The 16,798-nt window shown below is 28.5% G+C and carries 15 protein-coding genes and 1 pseudogene; 2 read left to right on the top strand and 14 right to left on the bottom strand.

All coding sequences use genetic code 11. The annotated features are described in order from the left end of the window. Positions 1-25: 25 nt before the first annotated feature. The 8 genes and pseudogenes from ACWUD1_RS04485 to ACWUD1_RS04450 form a co-directional block, all read right to left on the bottom strand. On the bottom strand, positions 26-1,231 hold the full coding sequence (locus ACWUD1_RS04485; RefSeq protein ID WP_472757025.1) for an anti-CBASS protein Acb1 family protein: 1,206 nt from the start codon (positions 1,229-1,231) through the stop codon (positions 26-28). 337 nt (positions 1,232-1,568) lie between these two features. Beyond that, the gene (locus ACWUD1_RS04480; RefSeq protein WP_472757024.1) at positions 1,569-2,177 is read right to left on the bottom strand and encodes a hypothetical protein; all 609 of its coding nucleotides are present in this window, start codon (positions 2,175-2,177) and stop codon (positions 1,569-1,571) included. Positions 2,178-2,220: 43 nt separating this feature from the next. Continuing rightward, positions 2,221-2,751 (bottom strand): hypothetical protein, encoded by a 531-nt coding sequence (locus ACWUD1_RS04475; protein WP_472757023.1) that lies wholly within the window; start codon positions 2,749-2,751, stop codon positions 2,221-2,223. A 239-nt stretch (positions 2,752-2,990) separates the two neighbouring features. Beyond that, positions 2,991-4,466 carry a hypothetical protein gene (locus ACWUD1_RS04470; RefSeq protein WP_472757022.1) on the bottom strand — a complete coding sequence of 492 codons (1,476 nt, stop codon included), beginning with the start codon at positions 4,464-4,466 and terminating at the stop codon, positions 2,991-2,993. Between the two features lie 312 nt (positions 4,467-4,778). Further along, positions 4,779-5,771, bottom strand: coding sequence for a hypothetical protein (locus ACWUD1_RS04465; protein ID WP_472757021.1), 993 nt, complete (start codon positions 5,769-5,771; stop codon positions 4,779-4,781). Between the two features lie 365 nt (positions 5,772-6,136). After that, the gene (locus tag ACWUD1_RS04460; RefSeq protein ID WP_472757020.1) at positions 6,137-6,757 is read right to left on the bottom strand and encodes a hypothetical protein; all 621 of its coding nucleotides are present in this window, start codon (positions 6,755-6,757) and stop codon (positions 6,137-6,139) included. A gap of 208 nt (positions 6,758-6,965) precedes the next feature. After that, positions 6,966-7,469: pseudogene (locus ACWUD1_RS04455) on the bottom strand (hypothetical protein); the annotation flags it as partial. Between the two features lie 260 nt (positions 7,470-7,729). Beyond that, complete coding sequence (locus ACWUD1_RS04450) at positions 7,730-8,242, bottom strand: hypothetical protein (protein ID WP_472757019.1); 513 nt, start codon at positions 8,240-8,242, stop codon at positions 7,730-7,732. A gap of 335 nt (positions 8,243-8,577) precedes the next feature. Between ACWUD1_RS04450 and ACWUD1_RS04445 the strand changes: the two genes are divergently transcribed. Together ACWUD1_RS04445 and ACWUD1_RS04440 are read left to right on the top strand one after the other, a co-directional pair. Continuing rightward, positions 8,578-9,384 (top strand): BB0158 famile outer surface lipoprotein, encoded by an 807-nt coding sequence (locus ACWUD1_RS04445; RefSeq protein WP_472757018.1) that lies wholly within the window; start codon positions 8,578-8,580, stop codon positions 9,382-9,384. Between the two features lie 638 nt (positions 9,385-10,022). After that, positions 10,023-10,457, top strand: a complete 435-nt coding sequence (locus tag ACWUD1_RS04440; RefSeq protein WP_472757017.1) for a hypothetical protein — start codon at positions 10,023-10,025, stop codon at positions 10,455-10,457. Positions 10,458-10,840: 383 nt separating this feature from the next. On the opposite strand, the gene ACWUD1_RS04435 is transcribed toward ACWUD1_RS04440, so the two are convergent. The 6 genes from ACWUD1_RS04435 to ACWUD1_RS04410 form a co-directional block, all read right to left on the bottom strand. Further along, positions 10,841-12,193, bottom strand: a complete 1,353-nt coding sequence (locus ACWUD1_RS04435) for a PBSX family phage terminase large subunit (RefSeq protein WP_472757016.1) — start codon at positions 12,191-12,193, stop codon at positions 10,841-10,843. A 2-nt stretch (positions 12,194-12,195) separates the two neighbouring features. After that, complete coding sequence (locus ACWUD1_RS04430; RefSeq protein WP_472757015.1) at positions 12,196-12,762, bottom strand: hypothetical protein; 567 nt, start codon at positions 12,760-12,762, stop codon at positions 12,196-12,198. Between the two features lie 876 nt (positions 12,763-13,638). After that, positions 13,639-14,184 (bottom strand): chromosome replication/partitioning protein, encoded by a 546-nt coding sequence (locus tag ACWUD1_RS04425; protein WP_472757014.1) that lies wholly within the window; start codon positions 14,182-14,184, stop codon positions 13,639-13,641. Between the two features lie 55 nt (positions 14,185-14,239). Further along, on the bottom strand, positions 14,240-14,995 hold the full coding sequence (locus ACWUD1_RS04420) for a ParA family protein (protein ID WP_472757013.1): 756 nt from the start codon (positions 14,993-14,995) through the stop codon (positions 14,240-14,242). Further along, the gene (locus tag ACWUD1_RS04415) at positions 14,971-15,537 is read right to left on the bottom strand and encodes a DUF226 domain-containing protein (RefSeq protein WP_472757012.1); all 567 of its coding nucleotides are present in this window, start codon (positions 15,535-15,537) and stop codon (positions 14,971-14,973) included. Before ACWUD1_RS04415 ends, ACWUD1_RS04420 begins: the two co-directional genes overlap by 25 nt. A gap of 24 nt (positions 15,538-15,561) precedes the next feature. After that, entirely contained in the window at positions 15,562-16,698 is a 1,137-nt protein-coding gene (locus ACWUD1_RS04410; RefSeq protein ID WP_472757011.1) for a plasmid maintenance protein, read from the bottom strand. Positions 16,699-16,798 lie beyond the last annotated feature (100 nt).

Here is a 16,798-nt window from a genome sequence, read left to right as displayed (position 1 = left end):
TTAAAGCTTAAAATTTAAAAATTAATCAAAATTTAAAATCAAAATGCAACTTACTATTTAAGCTAGCTATCTCATCATTATTTAAAGAATTTTCTCTTATAACCTTCTGATATTTAGAATACATGTCAAGTAATTTCATATCTCTTTCTATTTTTTGTTCATCGCTTAAAACTATAAGATCATTAAAACGCATGTTAAGTCTGTAGTGTTTATTAAGTTTTAAATTAACTGAAACTAATGCTGATTCTTGAACGGTATATAAAAAATCTATATAATTCATCCGATCACCCTTACCATCATTTCCCAAACCCTTTACCTGTTCATTAAAATTTCTAGTTAACGGCTCTTTGCTATCAGCTCCTATCTTTGCCCTTACAAGTTCAAATGCATCCTTTAAAAAGGACAAATCATACTTAACAACTTGCAAGCTTGCACTCTCACATGCACTATAAAATATTCCATCATTACAAAGACCACCCTTTAGTCTCTCAAGAACACGATCAAGCTCAAATTTAATTGTGCCTAAGTTTTGATTTAAATTATCATCTCTTTTAAAAAACGTAGAAAATAATCCCTTACCCCTAGTACTAAAATGACTAACCTGATTCTTAGCATCCTGTAAAGCTTCTACAAGCTCTGCCAATTGTTCATCCTTGTAGAATAAAAAATTATATTGACCAATACGCTTTTCAATCTCAGAATATATCTGTTCTAAAAGACAAATACTTAAAAGCAAACTCTGAGTATAGACTGGAATATGCTCTCCTAATATATAGTCAAAATTTTCATGAATTATAACTCGACTCTTGTGCAAAACAATAGACTTACCATCATCTCGGCAATATTCTAAGTAATCACTACTTCGATCATCTCTTATCCGCTTATAATCTAAATACTTAAATCCAACAGGTAATTCATCATTGATGCTCTTACTCAAGTCCTCATCTAAAACTTTAGGCTTGATCAAAATATATCCAGCACCATTAAATCTGTAACTTATCATAGCTTCTAGAAGTGCTTCTTTGAGCTCTAAACTTAAGGTTCGCAAATTACCCAAGTCAAATATAGACGGATTTAAAAATTCTAATTTAATTCCAGGTCTTAATGCATCCTCTGCCGAGTTTTCTATGTAATTCCTAAAAAATAATGAATATTTGTAAAGTTTTAATGGATCAACTGATTTTTTAAATAATATGCTTTCAAAATCATTCGTACCTTTTTTAAATATCATAAATTTATTATATCACCAATATTTAAATTAGTAAACTAAATATGAATTAATAATACTGATTATTTTAAAATCTACTCCATCTATGTGTAAGTCTCCTCTTCTTATGAACATCACCAACAATTGATTTTCTTATTACCCCTCACCACATAACAAATACTTTTTGCAAAAAATCATAATAGAAAAACTAACCCTTATAAAAAAGTTAAAATAAATTGAATAAAACTCATAAATGAAATATGAACAATATAAATTGCTTGAATAAAAAAATTTAAAATGATTTAAAATGATTCAAAAATGACTAATTGGATGATTCATCTAAAATAATGAACATAAATTATTAAAGTCCTCTTTTTTTTATAAAATTATCGGTCTCTAAAACGAATTCTTTGCCATAATGAGAAGTTAGCGTAACTTTAATCTTATCTAACCTTTTAAGGCTATCAATAAACTTACGTCTAAGACTAATAGTATAAGTATTATACACAGGAATCGGAAAAATAACTCTTAAAAATTTATCATTATTCTTAGGAGCTCCCATCTGAAAATCTTTAATTGTTGCAAGTTGCACACTAGGCTCATCAAGATTAAATACTGACACATCAGCATCTACACCATCAAATACTATACTTCTAATATCAATTGCTCTATACTCACCTGGTATTGTAAACTTTAAAAAATAAGCTGGATATCCTTCTAAAATTGACTGTCTATGTTTTTCTTCATATGAATCTACATTGACTTGCTTCCTAGCAACTGGTGATAAATCCTGTTCTTGGAAAGAAATTTGACTTATACTACCAGATTTAAATTCTTCTGTGTACTCTTTATAACAAAAATAATCATACTCACAATACGATCCAACATCTGCTGCTATAAGAGAAAATACTCCAAACACGTAAAATGAAAATAAATAATAAAATATAACAATAAATCTAGAATTTATCATACTCCCTCTCGCACCGCGCACAAAGAAATCTAAAAATTAAGCTTTACGCTAATAACTCTAAAATATCAATTAAACTGTTTAAATTTGCCGAACTAACTTTAAAAAAATATTCTCTCTCAACCTTAGTTCCTGATTCAATACACACAACACAAAATTCTAAGTCACCCCCCTTAACTTCTCGTATAAGCTTCTGCCATTCTGATTTGCCACGCTTAAAGTCAATCTCAACACTACCAACCCATTTTTTATCTCTATTAAACATACTAAGTGGCATATCCATACCACTCTCTGTATCAAGATAAACATCATTTCCGTTTAATTTTATAGCCTTTACTTGAATTGAACGATCACTTTTGAATTTAAAGTGTGCACTTATATGATCTGCATAACTATCATAGCCAATCGAAAAAAAATTATCATTATTACTAGTCAAATTCAACAAAACACGTCCTGCATTACTTTTATCACCTTCATAATATATTACAAGTTCTTGCGCTCCTTTGGCAAATATATCATAAGACATAAATAGATTGATTATAAATAATAATTTAAAAAAGAATTTATTTACTATCATAAGTCAAACACTCTACCAAAAAATTATAATCAATAAATATTAACATAAGTATACATAATCCAACATACAAAATCTATATTCAAAAGAAATATTCATTAATATCTTTCAAACAAAAATCTTTAAAAAAATTCCTAAACTGCCAATTCAAAACATATGAAATAGTGCTTTAAATATTTCACCAAAGAATTACTCTTAACTCTTATATCTAAAAAAATTAGATAAAAAATCTAAAAACAAATTTAAATTTTAATTTTAGAATCCCCAAACTGATCTCCTTTCCTAAAATCATTAGAAAAGACTTCTTTTAGATCTAAAAATATTTGATCACACGACTTATCAGAATCCTTATCAATATCATAAAGAGTATTTGCAAATGCTTGGAATAATAAACTTATAAATGCATTACTATGCTCAACCTTGGTAAGAGTAGACTCTATTAGCAAATCTATTCCCGCATCATTATCACTATTCAACTTCGACTCAACAGTACTAATCTCACCACCCTCTTCTGATGTCTTAGCATCTCTTTTTTCTTCCAAAGTAATACGATCTAACCAAATTTTAATCCCTACAGAATCTTTTTCTCTTATTAACTTATACACCTTTTTGAGACCTTGTGCTAACTCTCGCCTCTTAGAACCATCAGTATCATTTGTTTTTAACCATTTAAAAAATTTCTTATGTCCATTCTCTAGTTTAATATGCTTCTCATTTTCTTTATTATTAGACTTAATAGCACTTGCAAGATGACTTTCTAAGCGATCAATTGCCTGAAGATCATCAGAACTTAAATTTAAAGTCATGTCATTCTTTTTACTTGTCTCTGAGTTTAAAACAGCAGAATCAACCCCCAATTCACTCCCAGCAAATACACCAGATCCAATTCCCTGAATAGTATTCACCTCTAAACTGCCTGCACCTTGAATAGTATCAATGCTATTAACAACATTGCCATTATTATTCCTACTCCTGCCCACAGTTTTGCCTACTGATTTTTGCTTACCAACATTAGACTCATCAGACTTAGTTATTTGCTTTTTAAAAATTTGTGTTTCATTACCAACAGTTCCAGTATCACGAGTTCTAATAGAAGTCTTATTAGCAACAATAGCATCATCAGAATTAACATGAATATCAGCAGAGATAGTACCATTAGCATCCTCAGATAATGCTACTACCTCTACAATAACACTGTTTGCTCCTTGAGCTACAACTGACTCCACATCTCTAATATCACCTGCTAAGGTTGCACCTACAGTTTCTGATGCCGTTGTTCTTACAACAACTTCTCCCCCCTCATCAGATGAAAAAACTTCTTCTTTAATTACAACTTCTGCTCTATCTTTATCATCCTTATCATCAACAATATTAACTTTATCTCCAACTCCACTTATAGCCACATCGGTCACAGCTAAGACTTCTTGCCCATCCCCTGATTTTGAAGATTTTGAAACAACACTTACCAAATTATTTCCCGTAACGCCTGTTACCCCATTCTCGCCCTCACTCGAGTCTCCATCATTTCGTTCCTTTAATTCACTTGTGAGATTTAATAAACTATCAGAGAGAAAATCTTTTGCATCTTGAAGTAATTCATTTTCATTTTTTAACATTGCACGATCTGTATTTGCAGTGCTATAAATTTCGCAACTCAGCATAAAGACACTAAAGATACTTACAAATACAGTAAAAATACCAAAAGAAAAATCTTTCATATAAGCCTTTTCCCTCCTTCCTTCCTCCTTATTACAAACTCCACAAATATAAAATATCAGATTTTAATCTTAGGTAATTATACAGCAATAAAGTCTAATTTACAGAAAAACGCTTAAGCGTCCTTATATTTGAAAATAATTCTTATCTTAATTTTCTTAATTTTAAATATGCAAAAACATGCTCTAAAGCATAAATTAAGCTCTAAAACATGTCAAATAATTAAAATAAATTAAATCACAGCTCTAATTCTTAAAAAAATGGTTTGATCAAGATATAATCAACTATATCAACGATCTCTTAACTTTCAAGAATTACCACCCATAATCCCAATTAACAAAGAAACAATTCCACCATGGCTTTGTTGCTGCTGGCTTTGCTACTTTTGGTTTTGCTGCTTTTGGTTTTGGTGCTGACTTTGTTGCTGGCTTTACTGCTGCTGGCTTTACCGCTGCTGGCTTTGTTGTTGCAGTAGTAGTCACCGCTTTAGCAGTTGTCTTAACTTCAGTACTATTATCTTTAATTTCATCTCTTTTCAAATCACCAGAAGATGTGGTTCTCTCTTCAATAACAACTTCTCCTGAACCTTGGCTTATAGATACTCCTGAATTTTGTTGCCCAGACACAACTGTTGATTCTGCACTTTGCATCCCAAATTCAACTAAATTTGATTCCACAATTTGACTATTCAAGCCTTGATTGTCAACACCTTGCATCTCAAGTTCAACTAAATTTGATTCCACAATTTGACTATTCAAGCCTTGAACACCAGCACCTCTTAATCCTGAAACAGAATCACCTTCTAAACCTGAAAGAGATTTGCCATAATCAGAAGCAATGCCTGAAATAGAATTACCTTTTGTATCAGTGTCCTCACCTCTTACAGTTGTTTCTGGGGTAGTCTGAACTTTTAAGTTTGAAACAGCCTCATTCTTTGAAACAGCCTCATTTTTTGAAACAGCCTCATTTATTCCGTTTTCTGAGTCAACATTCTTACCTGATTCTATACCACCCAAGCCATCAACTACTGCATTTTCTATTAATTGACCAATAGAAGACAACAATCCTGGATTTTGCTCGTCACCACCATCAATAGCATTTAAACCCTCTGCTACTGCACCAATAACATTTCCCGCAAATTGATCAATCGCAGACAATAATCCTTCTTGAGCTTGATCACTGATATTTTGCTTATTAGCAGCCCCCTTAGTACTTTCTAAAGCTTCTGGATCAAAAGCACCTAAAAACTTACAACTCATAAGCATCAACATACTTAAAGATACAAAAATAAAACTAAATTTTCTCATAAAAGTTTTACATTCCCTCCTTAAATTATTATAAATTTAAATATGATTGACTATTTAAAATTAAATATCTCAAAATTGACAAATTTCAATTTACAATTCATATATACGTATACATATATATATATGTATATATAATCTAATTTGATATTTAAAATCATTTGAATTGTTCCTAAAAACAAATCTTAAATTACTAATTACTAACTGTTAAGTCAAGTCTACAACCATACAAAAATGTGCCCTAGAACTTAAAGCTCTAGGGCACATTAATATTAAATTAACATTATATTAAATATGATCCTTAATCATAAAAAATAGATTGGTTTAAAATATCATCAGCATTCCAATGATCTCTTAACTTTCAAGAATTACCACCCATGATTCCAATCAACAAGCAAAAAATTCCACCATGATTCTCTTGTTGTTGCTGGCTTTGGTGATGCTGGCTTTGCTGGCTTTGCTGGCTTTGTTGGCTTTGTTGCTACTGGCCTTGTTGCTACTGGCCTTGTTGCTACTGGCTTTTTTGCTGCTGCTGCTGGCTTTGCTGCTACAGTAGTAGTCACCGCCTTAGCAATTGTCTTAGCTTCATCTCTTTTCAAATCACCAGAAGATGTGGTTCTCTTTTCAACAACAACTTCTCCTGAACCTTGATTTGTAGATACTTCTATAGATACTTTTGTATTTTGTTGCTCAGACACAACTATTGATTCTGCACCTTGATTGCCAATACCTTGACTTTCAACACCTCTTGCTCCTGGAAGAACATGTCCTTCTACATCTAAAATAGGCTGACCATCCACAATTGGCAAATCAACATTTTCTATGCCTGAATCAAAAATACCTTCTGTTAATTGACTGTCACCTGATGATCTTCGATTTTTAGCTTCATCCAAAACCTCTAACATCTCTGATTCAAGCCTAGATATGAGTTCACAACTCATAAGCATCAACATACTTAAAGATACAAAAACAAAACTAAATTTTTTCATAAAAGTTTTATATTACCTCCTTAAATTATTATAAATTTAAATATCATTGACTATTTTAAAATTAAATATCTCAAAATTGACAAATTTCAATTTACAATTCATATATACGTATACATATATATATATGTATATATAATCTAATTTGATATTTAAAATCATTTGAAGATTATTTAAATTTGACCTAAAACCAATTTTAACTTATCTGACGTTAATCTCGACTTGGAATATTAAAAGCATCAGCAGATAAGAAATTTTCAATCTCAACACTATATACTTTATCATCATGAGATACTAAAGTTATTTTAAATGTTTTCTGTTTGCGCAATATCCTAAATAAAGCCTCATTAAGTATAACTATCATCTCATTAACAACTCTAACTGAATACTTCCTTAAATATTTCTCATCTAAAACATCATTACCACGAGAAATTTGAAAATATGGTATGTTGGATGAGATAAATGCTTGACTGGTTTCGCCATCATAAAGAACAGCATCAACTCCACCAAAGATTATATTTTTAAAATCCATCATGCGTCCACCATCAACCACCTTGAGATATAAACTAAAGGATGGAGGTTGATGTTTATTAGCTTCAAGAAACTCTTTATCCTTTATACTCAAGTTTTTACAATTTGACATAATTTTATCAAAATCAAGATACTCTACCTTAAAAAAAAGAAAACTTATGTTACTACTGCTATCAAAATACTCCTTGTAAAAACTCTCATTTTTTAGAGGGTGACAATATGTATATGTATGTGTATATGAATCATACCACTGATGAGAAGAACTGTTTTAAAAAAAAGGCAAAAGAAGCTACTAAAAATATAAAAAAACATATAAGCAAAAAAACATATACTTTAAATACAAGAGGCCTAATCTTACCCATATATTCTTACCACATTACCACATATATTATTTTATTCAAATCAAACACGGCTTTAAGCAAATAAATATTATGCACAATGAGTTTAAAGCTCATCAAAGAAATCAAAAAATTTCTTCGTATCATCAACACTAAACTCCAAAAAAATACTTCTCTCAACACACTCAATATCAAACTTTAAACCTTCAGTTTTTGCAAATTTTACCAATTCTAAATGTTCACCCAAATCAGTATTCAAGCAAATCTTAAACCCTGTAAGAGAAATTGAATCATCAAAAGGTAAAGGATATTGAGTCCAATTCAAGCCCAACTGCTTATTGTCATTTAAATTCAAATATTTATGGTCAACTGGAACACCATTTAAAGAAACCTTTAAAAGGGTAAGGGGTTTTTCAGTTTTAATATTAAAATCAAGAATAATTTGCTTATTGGTACTCTTACCACCACCATAATGACAAGTTAAACGAATAAAATCTGAATGATGTCTTAAAATCGAAGACACATGGATTGTACCCCTATTAACATCATGTGCAACTTGAATTTCTTCTGACAAGCCTTGTGTAAAGCTTAAATGAAAACCTAAAAATGATATCAACATTATTACTGATACAAAAAAAACTTGAAAGGTCATAATACTTATGGGTTAAATTATAAGTGATTATTAAATGTTTTACAAGAATCAAAATATTTAATTAAATAAATCTTTAAAAGCCAATACACTAATACTAAAACCAAGTAAAGCAAAATTAATGAAATTAATCACTAAAAATATTAAAATTAGTATGAAATTATTTATTTAAGATGATACAATCTTAAACCTAAGAGAAATGGTAAAAGCTCATGCAAAACAACAATTAAAAATGTAAGAATAATAAATCTATTAAAAATAGATGATATGAAGTAACTTAGAAATAAGTTTAAGGAGAAATATTTATGAATATAAAAATATCATCATTATTCATGTCTACTGCTATGTTCTGTATACAGTGTAGAGCAGACGGAAATTTAGATGATCAAAGTGCGGCAATCAGACAAAGTGCAATACAACGTAAGAAGAGCTTAGAGTCACGATCTTCCGATCATAAAAAAATACCTCCAATAAATACTAAAGATAAAGAGCCTTATGTGGTACTGGAAGACGTAAAATTAGTTAACAAAACTTGGTTTTATAAAGCAATGGTAAGATGGAGAAAAATCAAAGCTATACCTATTAGGGGTACAGACAACAAACCTATACCTGAACTTAAAGACAGAATCAGATATTCTTATTCAGTATCCCCTATTAAAGAGGGAAAAGCTTTTAGTGCAAAAGTTATGCCTATTGTACTATTTGAAACAACCGATCAGGCTGGAGATATAGAAGTTACAAGCTTTAAATTAATACACAATCCTAATAACTTAGACTTCAACTATAGAAAAGTTTGGGGATATCCTATGACAGCGCCTGAGAATTCAGAAGAAAAAGGATATAAGCTGGCAGCCTCTTTTTGGGTAATATATGAAAATGCCAAAACAATACCTGCACTTACACATAGTACCTACATAGAAGCTGAAATAAAAGTTCAGCATGGTAAACATAAGGGGGGCACCACTACACATACCATCCTACTTGACACTACTTATTTGACTCAATTAATAGAAGAGACACTTGTCAAATATCCAGAACTTAAAGAGATCTGTCCTAGTTTTCATACATATAAATCCCAAAAAGACAAAAAAAGCAATCGTAATCAATCATAATTTAAGCTTAAGACTTAAACAAAAGTGCTATTGAAGTGCTTTATATATAATAAACATAACAGTAAAATGATATTTAAAGAATTTTGCTGTTATATTTATTAAAAGCTTGTATTAGAATCAATACTAAAATATTGACAAAATTATCAGCTTTAGTTTGACAAATATTAAAATTAAAAAACAAGACTTGCACATTTAAATGGCAGCCCAAGCATTCTGCTTAAACCACCACTATTGCAAATCAAGCCATCACCTTTTTGGGTACTTAAGTGTCTTTTTTCATATTTTATGAAAAAAGGAAGTAGCAACAAAGCTAAACAAAACTAACATTTATACATTTTTTAGTTGTTGCACAAGTCTTATTTGTTATTAATAATCAATTATATGTCAATATTTAAATAGCACAAGTATTACTTAAAAATAATTTAAGCTCTCATATATCTCTTATATATATGTATACATATTAGAGTTTAAAAATATATTGAAATCTATATAAGATAAAATCTTATTAGAATTAATTATTTGTTAATAATACTTATCAATAAATAATAGTCTTGTACTTTTGAATCAAAAATGATAGCATAGTCATAGAATAAATTTTATTACTGTGTTATTTACACACAGTAGAAGGAGAATGTTTAATGAAAAAAATTATTTCATGCGCTATGGTAGTACTATTCGCTTTATTAAGCTGTAACCAAGAACCTGGTACAGGAGAGGGTGACAAATACACACGTGTTCTTGATTTCACCAAAATAGAAAAGTTTGCCAAAAACTACGAAGAAATTGTAAAGCTTTTACCTCCAGCAGAAGCAGGCAAGTCATATAAATCTGATAAACTTACAGATGCATTTACTGCTCTTGGTAACGAAGATGAGGAAACTAAATTCTTAAAAGCTTTAAAGGCAAGAGCCCTATTAAACTCGGCTATGGAACACAAAGATGCTAATAAAGTTAAAATTGAAGAAGAATTTCCAAACTTCTTATCATACTTAAAGTATGCAGCGGGTGGCGACAAGGTTGATGGCAGTTATCAAAAGGCACTAAAAACATTTACTGATACGTTATCATCATAATTATCGTCTTAAATATTCTTTACATATTGTAAGTTTTTCATAAACTCTACAAAGAAAGACTATCATATAGACTTCAGATATAATAAATACGCTACGGATGTGGCGTATTTTATTTTATTTTCTTGTCTTATAAAATAAAAAATAAAAATTTATTCTTCAAAATCGAATGTTTAAAAATAAATGCTTAATTTTAAATGATTTTTTAAGAAAAATCCCTGTATATAAAAAAAATTGCACTATGCTTTTTATCAACAATGTTTATAATGATTGTCCATGCAAAAGTGGGCTTGAAGAATTACATAAGCTGCAGCTTACGCTGTAGCTTCACATTTAAACCATATCTAAATATCTAAACAGATTATATCTAGATCATTAAAAAAGTTTTAAATATATCTACTTCTAGCAAAATGTTTACATTTATCCTTGTATTCAAGACTTAAAAGTAAATAACAAGCACTTAAGGCATCAAGACAGTCATCCCTGCCCTTATAATTACCACTATAACTATAGATATCATCTATAACACTTCTTTCCGTAATTTTTAAAAACTCTATTCTACGAGAATTAAATAAAGGTATTAATGTGCATATTCGTACAAATTTATTACTTAAAGGTTTAACAGCTGATATTTTAAAATAATGATTAATATTTAACCTAAGAGAAATCATAATTTTTGTTAAAAATCCATGGCCATCAGTATTGTCTCGGTCCTCAATATAAAGAGTATTTATATTAAAATTTTCTGCTAAAACACTAATCGCATTAAGAATTGATTCATCACTTATGGGCTTTTGTTCTTGATAAATATATGAATAATATTTATCACCCATTCTCTCTAACACACAAATAGCGGTATTATCCATACCAACAGAAAAAGCAGGATCAATATACATTATTGGACTTGTAAATATATATTCGTTATTTAAAATAACCTCATTAAAACACGCATCAACACTAGCAGTCCACTCTCCCAAAAGTACTCGTGCTTTGTAGGCAGATAAATTTTTGTAAATTATTTCTTGGGTTTTAACAAAATCTTGTAAATTCAAAGGGTTATCATAAATACTAAAGTTATATGTCCTATATATATCATCCCTATCAATATAATCACGTTTAAAGAAATGTTCAGGATGGTCAGGATTTGTATCAAAAATAATAATAGCTGGTTTTTGTCTAAGTCTTTTCATTATTTCAAGCAAAGTCTCTTTATGAATCAAAGTTGCTTCATTTACATAAACAAGAGCAGAATTACTACCTCTAATCTTAAAAAAAGCATCACTATTCTTTCCACCATAAATATTAAGTTTAAGTCCTGCAATGGTACATGAAACAGTTCTGGAAACCTTTAAAAGGTATTCCACATTTAAAAGATTACATATTTTTTCTATCTGCTTTAATGTATTGGTAATCAATGCACCAATTGAACTGCCTACAATAAAATTATTAGTATCCTCATGATAATAAGATCTATTTCGAATTAAAAACTTAATAAGTAAATATGATGCCAAAAAAGTTTTACCGCTAGATATCCCACCATTAAAAATTATTTTAGAACAAAAATTGTTCTCTATATTTGACAATACTTCTCTCTGCTTTGGATTTAAATATCTATTCTCAAACAAATTAAAATCAATTTCATTATTTTTATTCTGTAAAAATGTAGCAATATCAATATTAAATTTTTGTTTAAATCTTCTTTGCAGTTTAATAAAACCTGACAAACCATTTAATTTCAAAATTACCCCAATTTAAAACTTTTAGACTTAAAAATATCCTTTAACTTGATCAAACAATCATAATCTTGCCTCATATCACTTAAAGTAAGCTCCCTAGAAATCTTATTTTTCTTATAGATCTTATACTTTAAATCCAATTTAAGTTTTTTACATAAATTCTCATCATCAGTATTATTGATCTTGCTCTCTAAATCTAAAATCTCTTCATCGACATCTATTAATTTCTTTAAAACAGATCGTAGAGTAAGGTCTTTATATTTAAAATGAGAATTTATGTAAGAATTTGCGATTTTATAAAAAGAATTATAAAATCGATCTCGCTCCTCTTCAAGTTTATATGCCTCATAAGTTGCACTTTTTGCAAGTTTATCTAAATCAACATCATCACAAGAAACAGTATCAACAGCTTCATCCAGATTACCTGAAAGTCCATCTAAAACCTTAAGTCTAGACTTTATAACAATAGACTCACTAATATCCAAAACCTTTGCAATATCAGCTGTACTCAAATTTGATTTAAATAAAATACTATATTTTAATTCTTTGTCTCTACTATTTTTAAATACCATTTAAATAAATTGTAAACAAGTTCCTATAAAAAAACAAGATTTAACAAATTCAAATTTATAAAAACCATAACTTTTGATTTAACTTTAAAAAAGTCAAATCAAAAAAATATATTAGCTTGTTCAAATTAATCGTTAATTATAAAATAGATATTGGTTGATCCAATATCTAAAAAAGGAGAAAAGTATTATTTAAAATATGATAATAAAAAATTATTTCAAATCCTCTTTATCAATTAGTACATCTGGTAACATTTTTACTTGAAGTTACTATTATAATAGTAACATAAATATAAATTAAAAATAAACAAAATGAAATAAAAATTTCAACACATAAACAAAATTTATGTTTTAAAACCTAATTTTCAACAAAAAAATAATTATTTTGCACTCAAATACCATGAATTTACAAAATAAAAATACTATTTATTATCTATTATAACTAAAGGGTTTATTAGAGCCTCTGATCTCAAAATCCCTAATAAACCCTTTAAGGTAACAGGTCCTTATATTAAGAGTGACACATTGCATGTCAATCTGTACTAAATATAATATACAACAATATTAAACATTTTGCAAATTTTTTTTAATTTTTTTTTGAAAAAATTAAAAATTAAATAATAGCAAACACCAAAAAATGTAAAATTTGGTCATGATTTTATGCTCTATAGCCAAACTTAAATCCAATCTTTAATTAAGATAACAAAAAACTATTTTTATCTTAATGTATTTGCAATATTTTTTGACAAAACTTAAAAAATTGCATAAAATGTTAAAATCTTTATCCTTTCCATGCTAGGTTTATTCTTAAAAATTTTGAACGGAAGTTCAAAATTTTTAAGAATGAATCCAACCTTATAAATATTTATATTTGATATCTCATTTCTTTCTTTTCTTTAAAGTCTCAAACTGTGAAACTATTTTTGCTAAAAATTCTTTTTCCTCTGCAAAAACCTTCTCCAAAAGAAAACTTGTAAGTTTGGCATTTCGCTTATAAAACGCATAAGCTTCAGGACATTTAAGCTGAAATCTTAAAGGACTTAAAGGATTCTGCTTAGATTGCTTTATATTAACACCTTCTTTACTTCGTAGCAAAAACATAGTACCATTAATCCCATTATTAATGACATACTTCTCTTCCACAATACCTTCTTCAATAGCAGTTGCTATTTTTAAATACTTATAAGTTTGAGTTCTTGCAAGTCTATAATCTTTAGCAAAATCATCAAAACTGGTATAATTATCAAGCTTATAATACTCATTATCTTTAATCTCTTTTAAAACTTTCATTGCCTCAATTTTACAAAATATTTCTTTTTGGAAATTAATTTTTAACCTCTCCTTAAGCTTATTATAATAAATAGATATCTGTTCTTTTTGTGTAAGCTCTTTGGTTAAATTTCTCTTATTAACCTCGATTCCCATTTTAACCCTCCTTTCTCTTTACGTACACTAAGTGTACGTAAATTATAATTCTAGCTTAAGCAATAATATCTTCAATCTTATTCATCAAAGTTAAAAGCGTGTTTTGGTATTCTTTTATATAATCTTTACTTAAATCAAAAACATCGTTCCTGGCAATCTTTCTATTTAAATCTTCCCTCTCAGAAATTGTACCCAAGAAATTATCATTTTCCTTTAGAATATTTAATAACTCCTTATGTGTATTATTTCGCTTAAATTTAGTATTAAGTAAGTAAATAGGAGCTTTTATTAATAATTTTTCTATGAAGAAATTAAATAAATCCAAACTCTCAACTGCCCATTTCTCTGCTGTAATTGGAACTATAATATAATCACTACATACCAAAGCATTAGTCAGAGTAAAATCTAAGCTAGGATTGGTATCAAGTATTATATAGTCATAATCAAAACCCAATAACTTAAGCTGTTCTTTTAACCTAAACTCTTTGTATGGAATGCTTTCTGAATTAAATTTATGCAAAGTTAAATAACTTGGTATTAAATCTAAGTTATCATTAATATTTACAATAGCACTGTCAATATGCAGATTTGATATTAAAACTTCATATATGTTGCAATTAAACAAATCTATGTCCTTTTCTTTTATTATTCTAAAATAATAACTGGTAGTCGATGCTTGTGTATCTATATCAATAATTAATACCTTAGAAGACTGGGATAAAAGCGTCGCAAATATTAAACTAGTAGTGCTTTTGCCTACCCCGCCCTTAATTGATGCAATTGTAATTATTTTTGTCTTCTGTTTACCCATCTTGGAATAATACCCCCTTCCGGTAATTTCTTTCCATAAAATGCATAAAGTTCCCTTTCTAGTTCTAGGAGTATACTGAGTAAAGTCTGATAATAGGAACTTCCAATCTTATCTTTTTTTAATAAATTGTGTAATCCACTTAAATAACAAAAAACACCACCTTTTTTAAATCTAAATTCTATATACTCGCATTTTCTTAAAGTATAGGTCTCCCTTTTATTGAAATTCTTTACTAAAAATGCTTTATCTAATTTTTTAATTCCATAATAAATACCCAAAAACTCATCATTATCTCTTATAGAAAACAAATGAAACATGCTTATATTCTCTATATTGAAAATTCCCCTAAGAGATATAAAAAATTTAGTGGGTTCATTTTTACTTATTCCAAATGTATAAAAATCATTAAATATCTTAGTATGGTATATCTTGCGGTTATTAATATCTTCTATTTTCGAGAAAATATTACTCTTTCCCTTTCTTTGATTTTTGGGATCTATTTCTTTTTTCTTTTGCTTCAATAACTCTAGTAAAGCCACCATCCTTCCTTTTCCTTAAGTATAACTTTAGTTTATTAACCTTATTGTTTTAAGCAATTCATAATAATACGTATTGTCAAATGCTTTGCTATACTTTAATTCTTCTTTAGCGTTAATAAATTCCTTTAAAACAGGTATTAATACGCCAACATCTACCTTATTCCTCAACTGTTCTAATAATATACTAAAAACATTGTTTTTTACATCATTCTTTGTGCTTTCTTGTTTTCTATGAATCTTTGTGTTTATTTTTATTCTTTTAACCAGATGATTTAAATCTCCGTATTTATTTTGTTCTATGATGAAATGGGGCTTATTCTTGTAAGTTTCGTATATTTTGTTTATTTCCAAACCTACTGCTTTTTCATCGTAATGTTGTGTATCAAATTCTAACTTCTTTAAATCAAGTATTTCTTTGAGTCTTCTTGCCTTGCTTTCCCTTTTACTTTCATATTTGTTTGGATTTTGATTTAAGTAACCTTGTTTTTCTAAAAAGCTTTTGATACATCCTATTTTGTCCTTTTTGAGCCCTTCTTTGATTAAGTTTAAGTCTTTACTTGAAAGTGTGTGTAGATGACTTTCATATCGCTTTATTCCCTTTATTAGCTCTATTTTTTTTCCCCTATTTATCTTTGAATCTAATAATGCGAAGGGAAGATCAATCTTGAATTTGCATTTGTCTATGTATTTTGACAAGATCTGTTTTTCTTTCTCTTCTCTGTTATTATTAATACTATTAATACACTCCCATTTTAGACTCCCCTTTTCTTTTCTATAAGCTTTTTTATATGCCTCAACTCTTGCTTTAAATTTGTTTGTTTGCTCTTCTTTGATGTTCCTGAAATATGAGTTTATTCTTGAATGACATTCCCTTTTTGAGTATTGCAGAGTATAATAAACTTCACTTCCACATTGCTTTCCTAAATGTTTACAGTAATTGATTGTGATTCTAAACTTTTTTTCAAGTGCGTATAAATAATTTTGTAAGGTTTTTATCTTGATAGTTTTTTGATCGTTTCTCTTTAGGTTGCTATTGAAGAAATATAAAATATTTTTTTGTGTATATTGTTTTAATTTTAAGTTCATAAAATTAAGTGTAGATATCAATACAATTAAATTGTATTGATATCTATTGGTCTTTCCGTTTATACTTTTGATTTCCACTGTTTACTCCTAATATAAGTATTTATAAATCTTAGTTTAATTAATAATACAATTTATCTTAAAAGTAAATACCTATTTTAGCAAATATGAGAATAAATTT

This window comes from Borrelia tillae (assembly GCF_055693965.1).
This window is presented reverse-complemented; position numbering and strand designations above follow the sequence as displayed.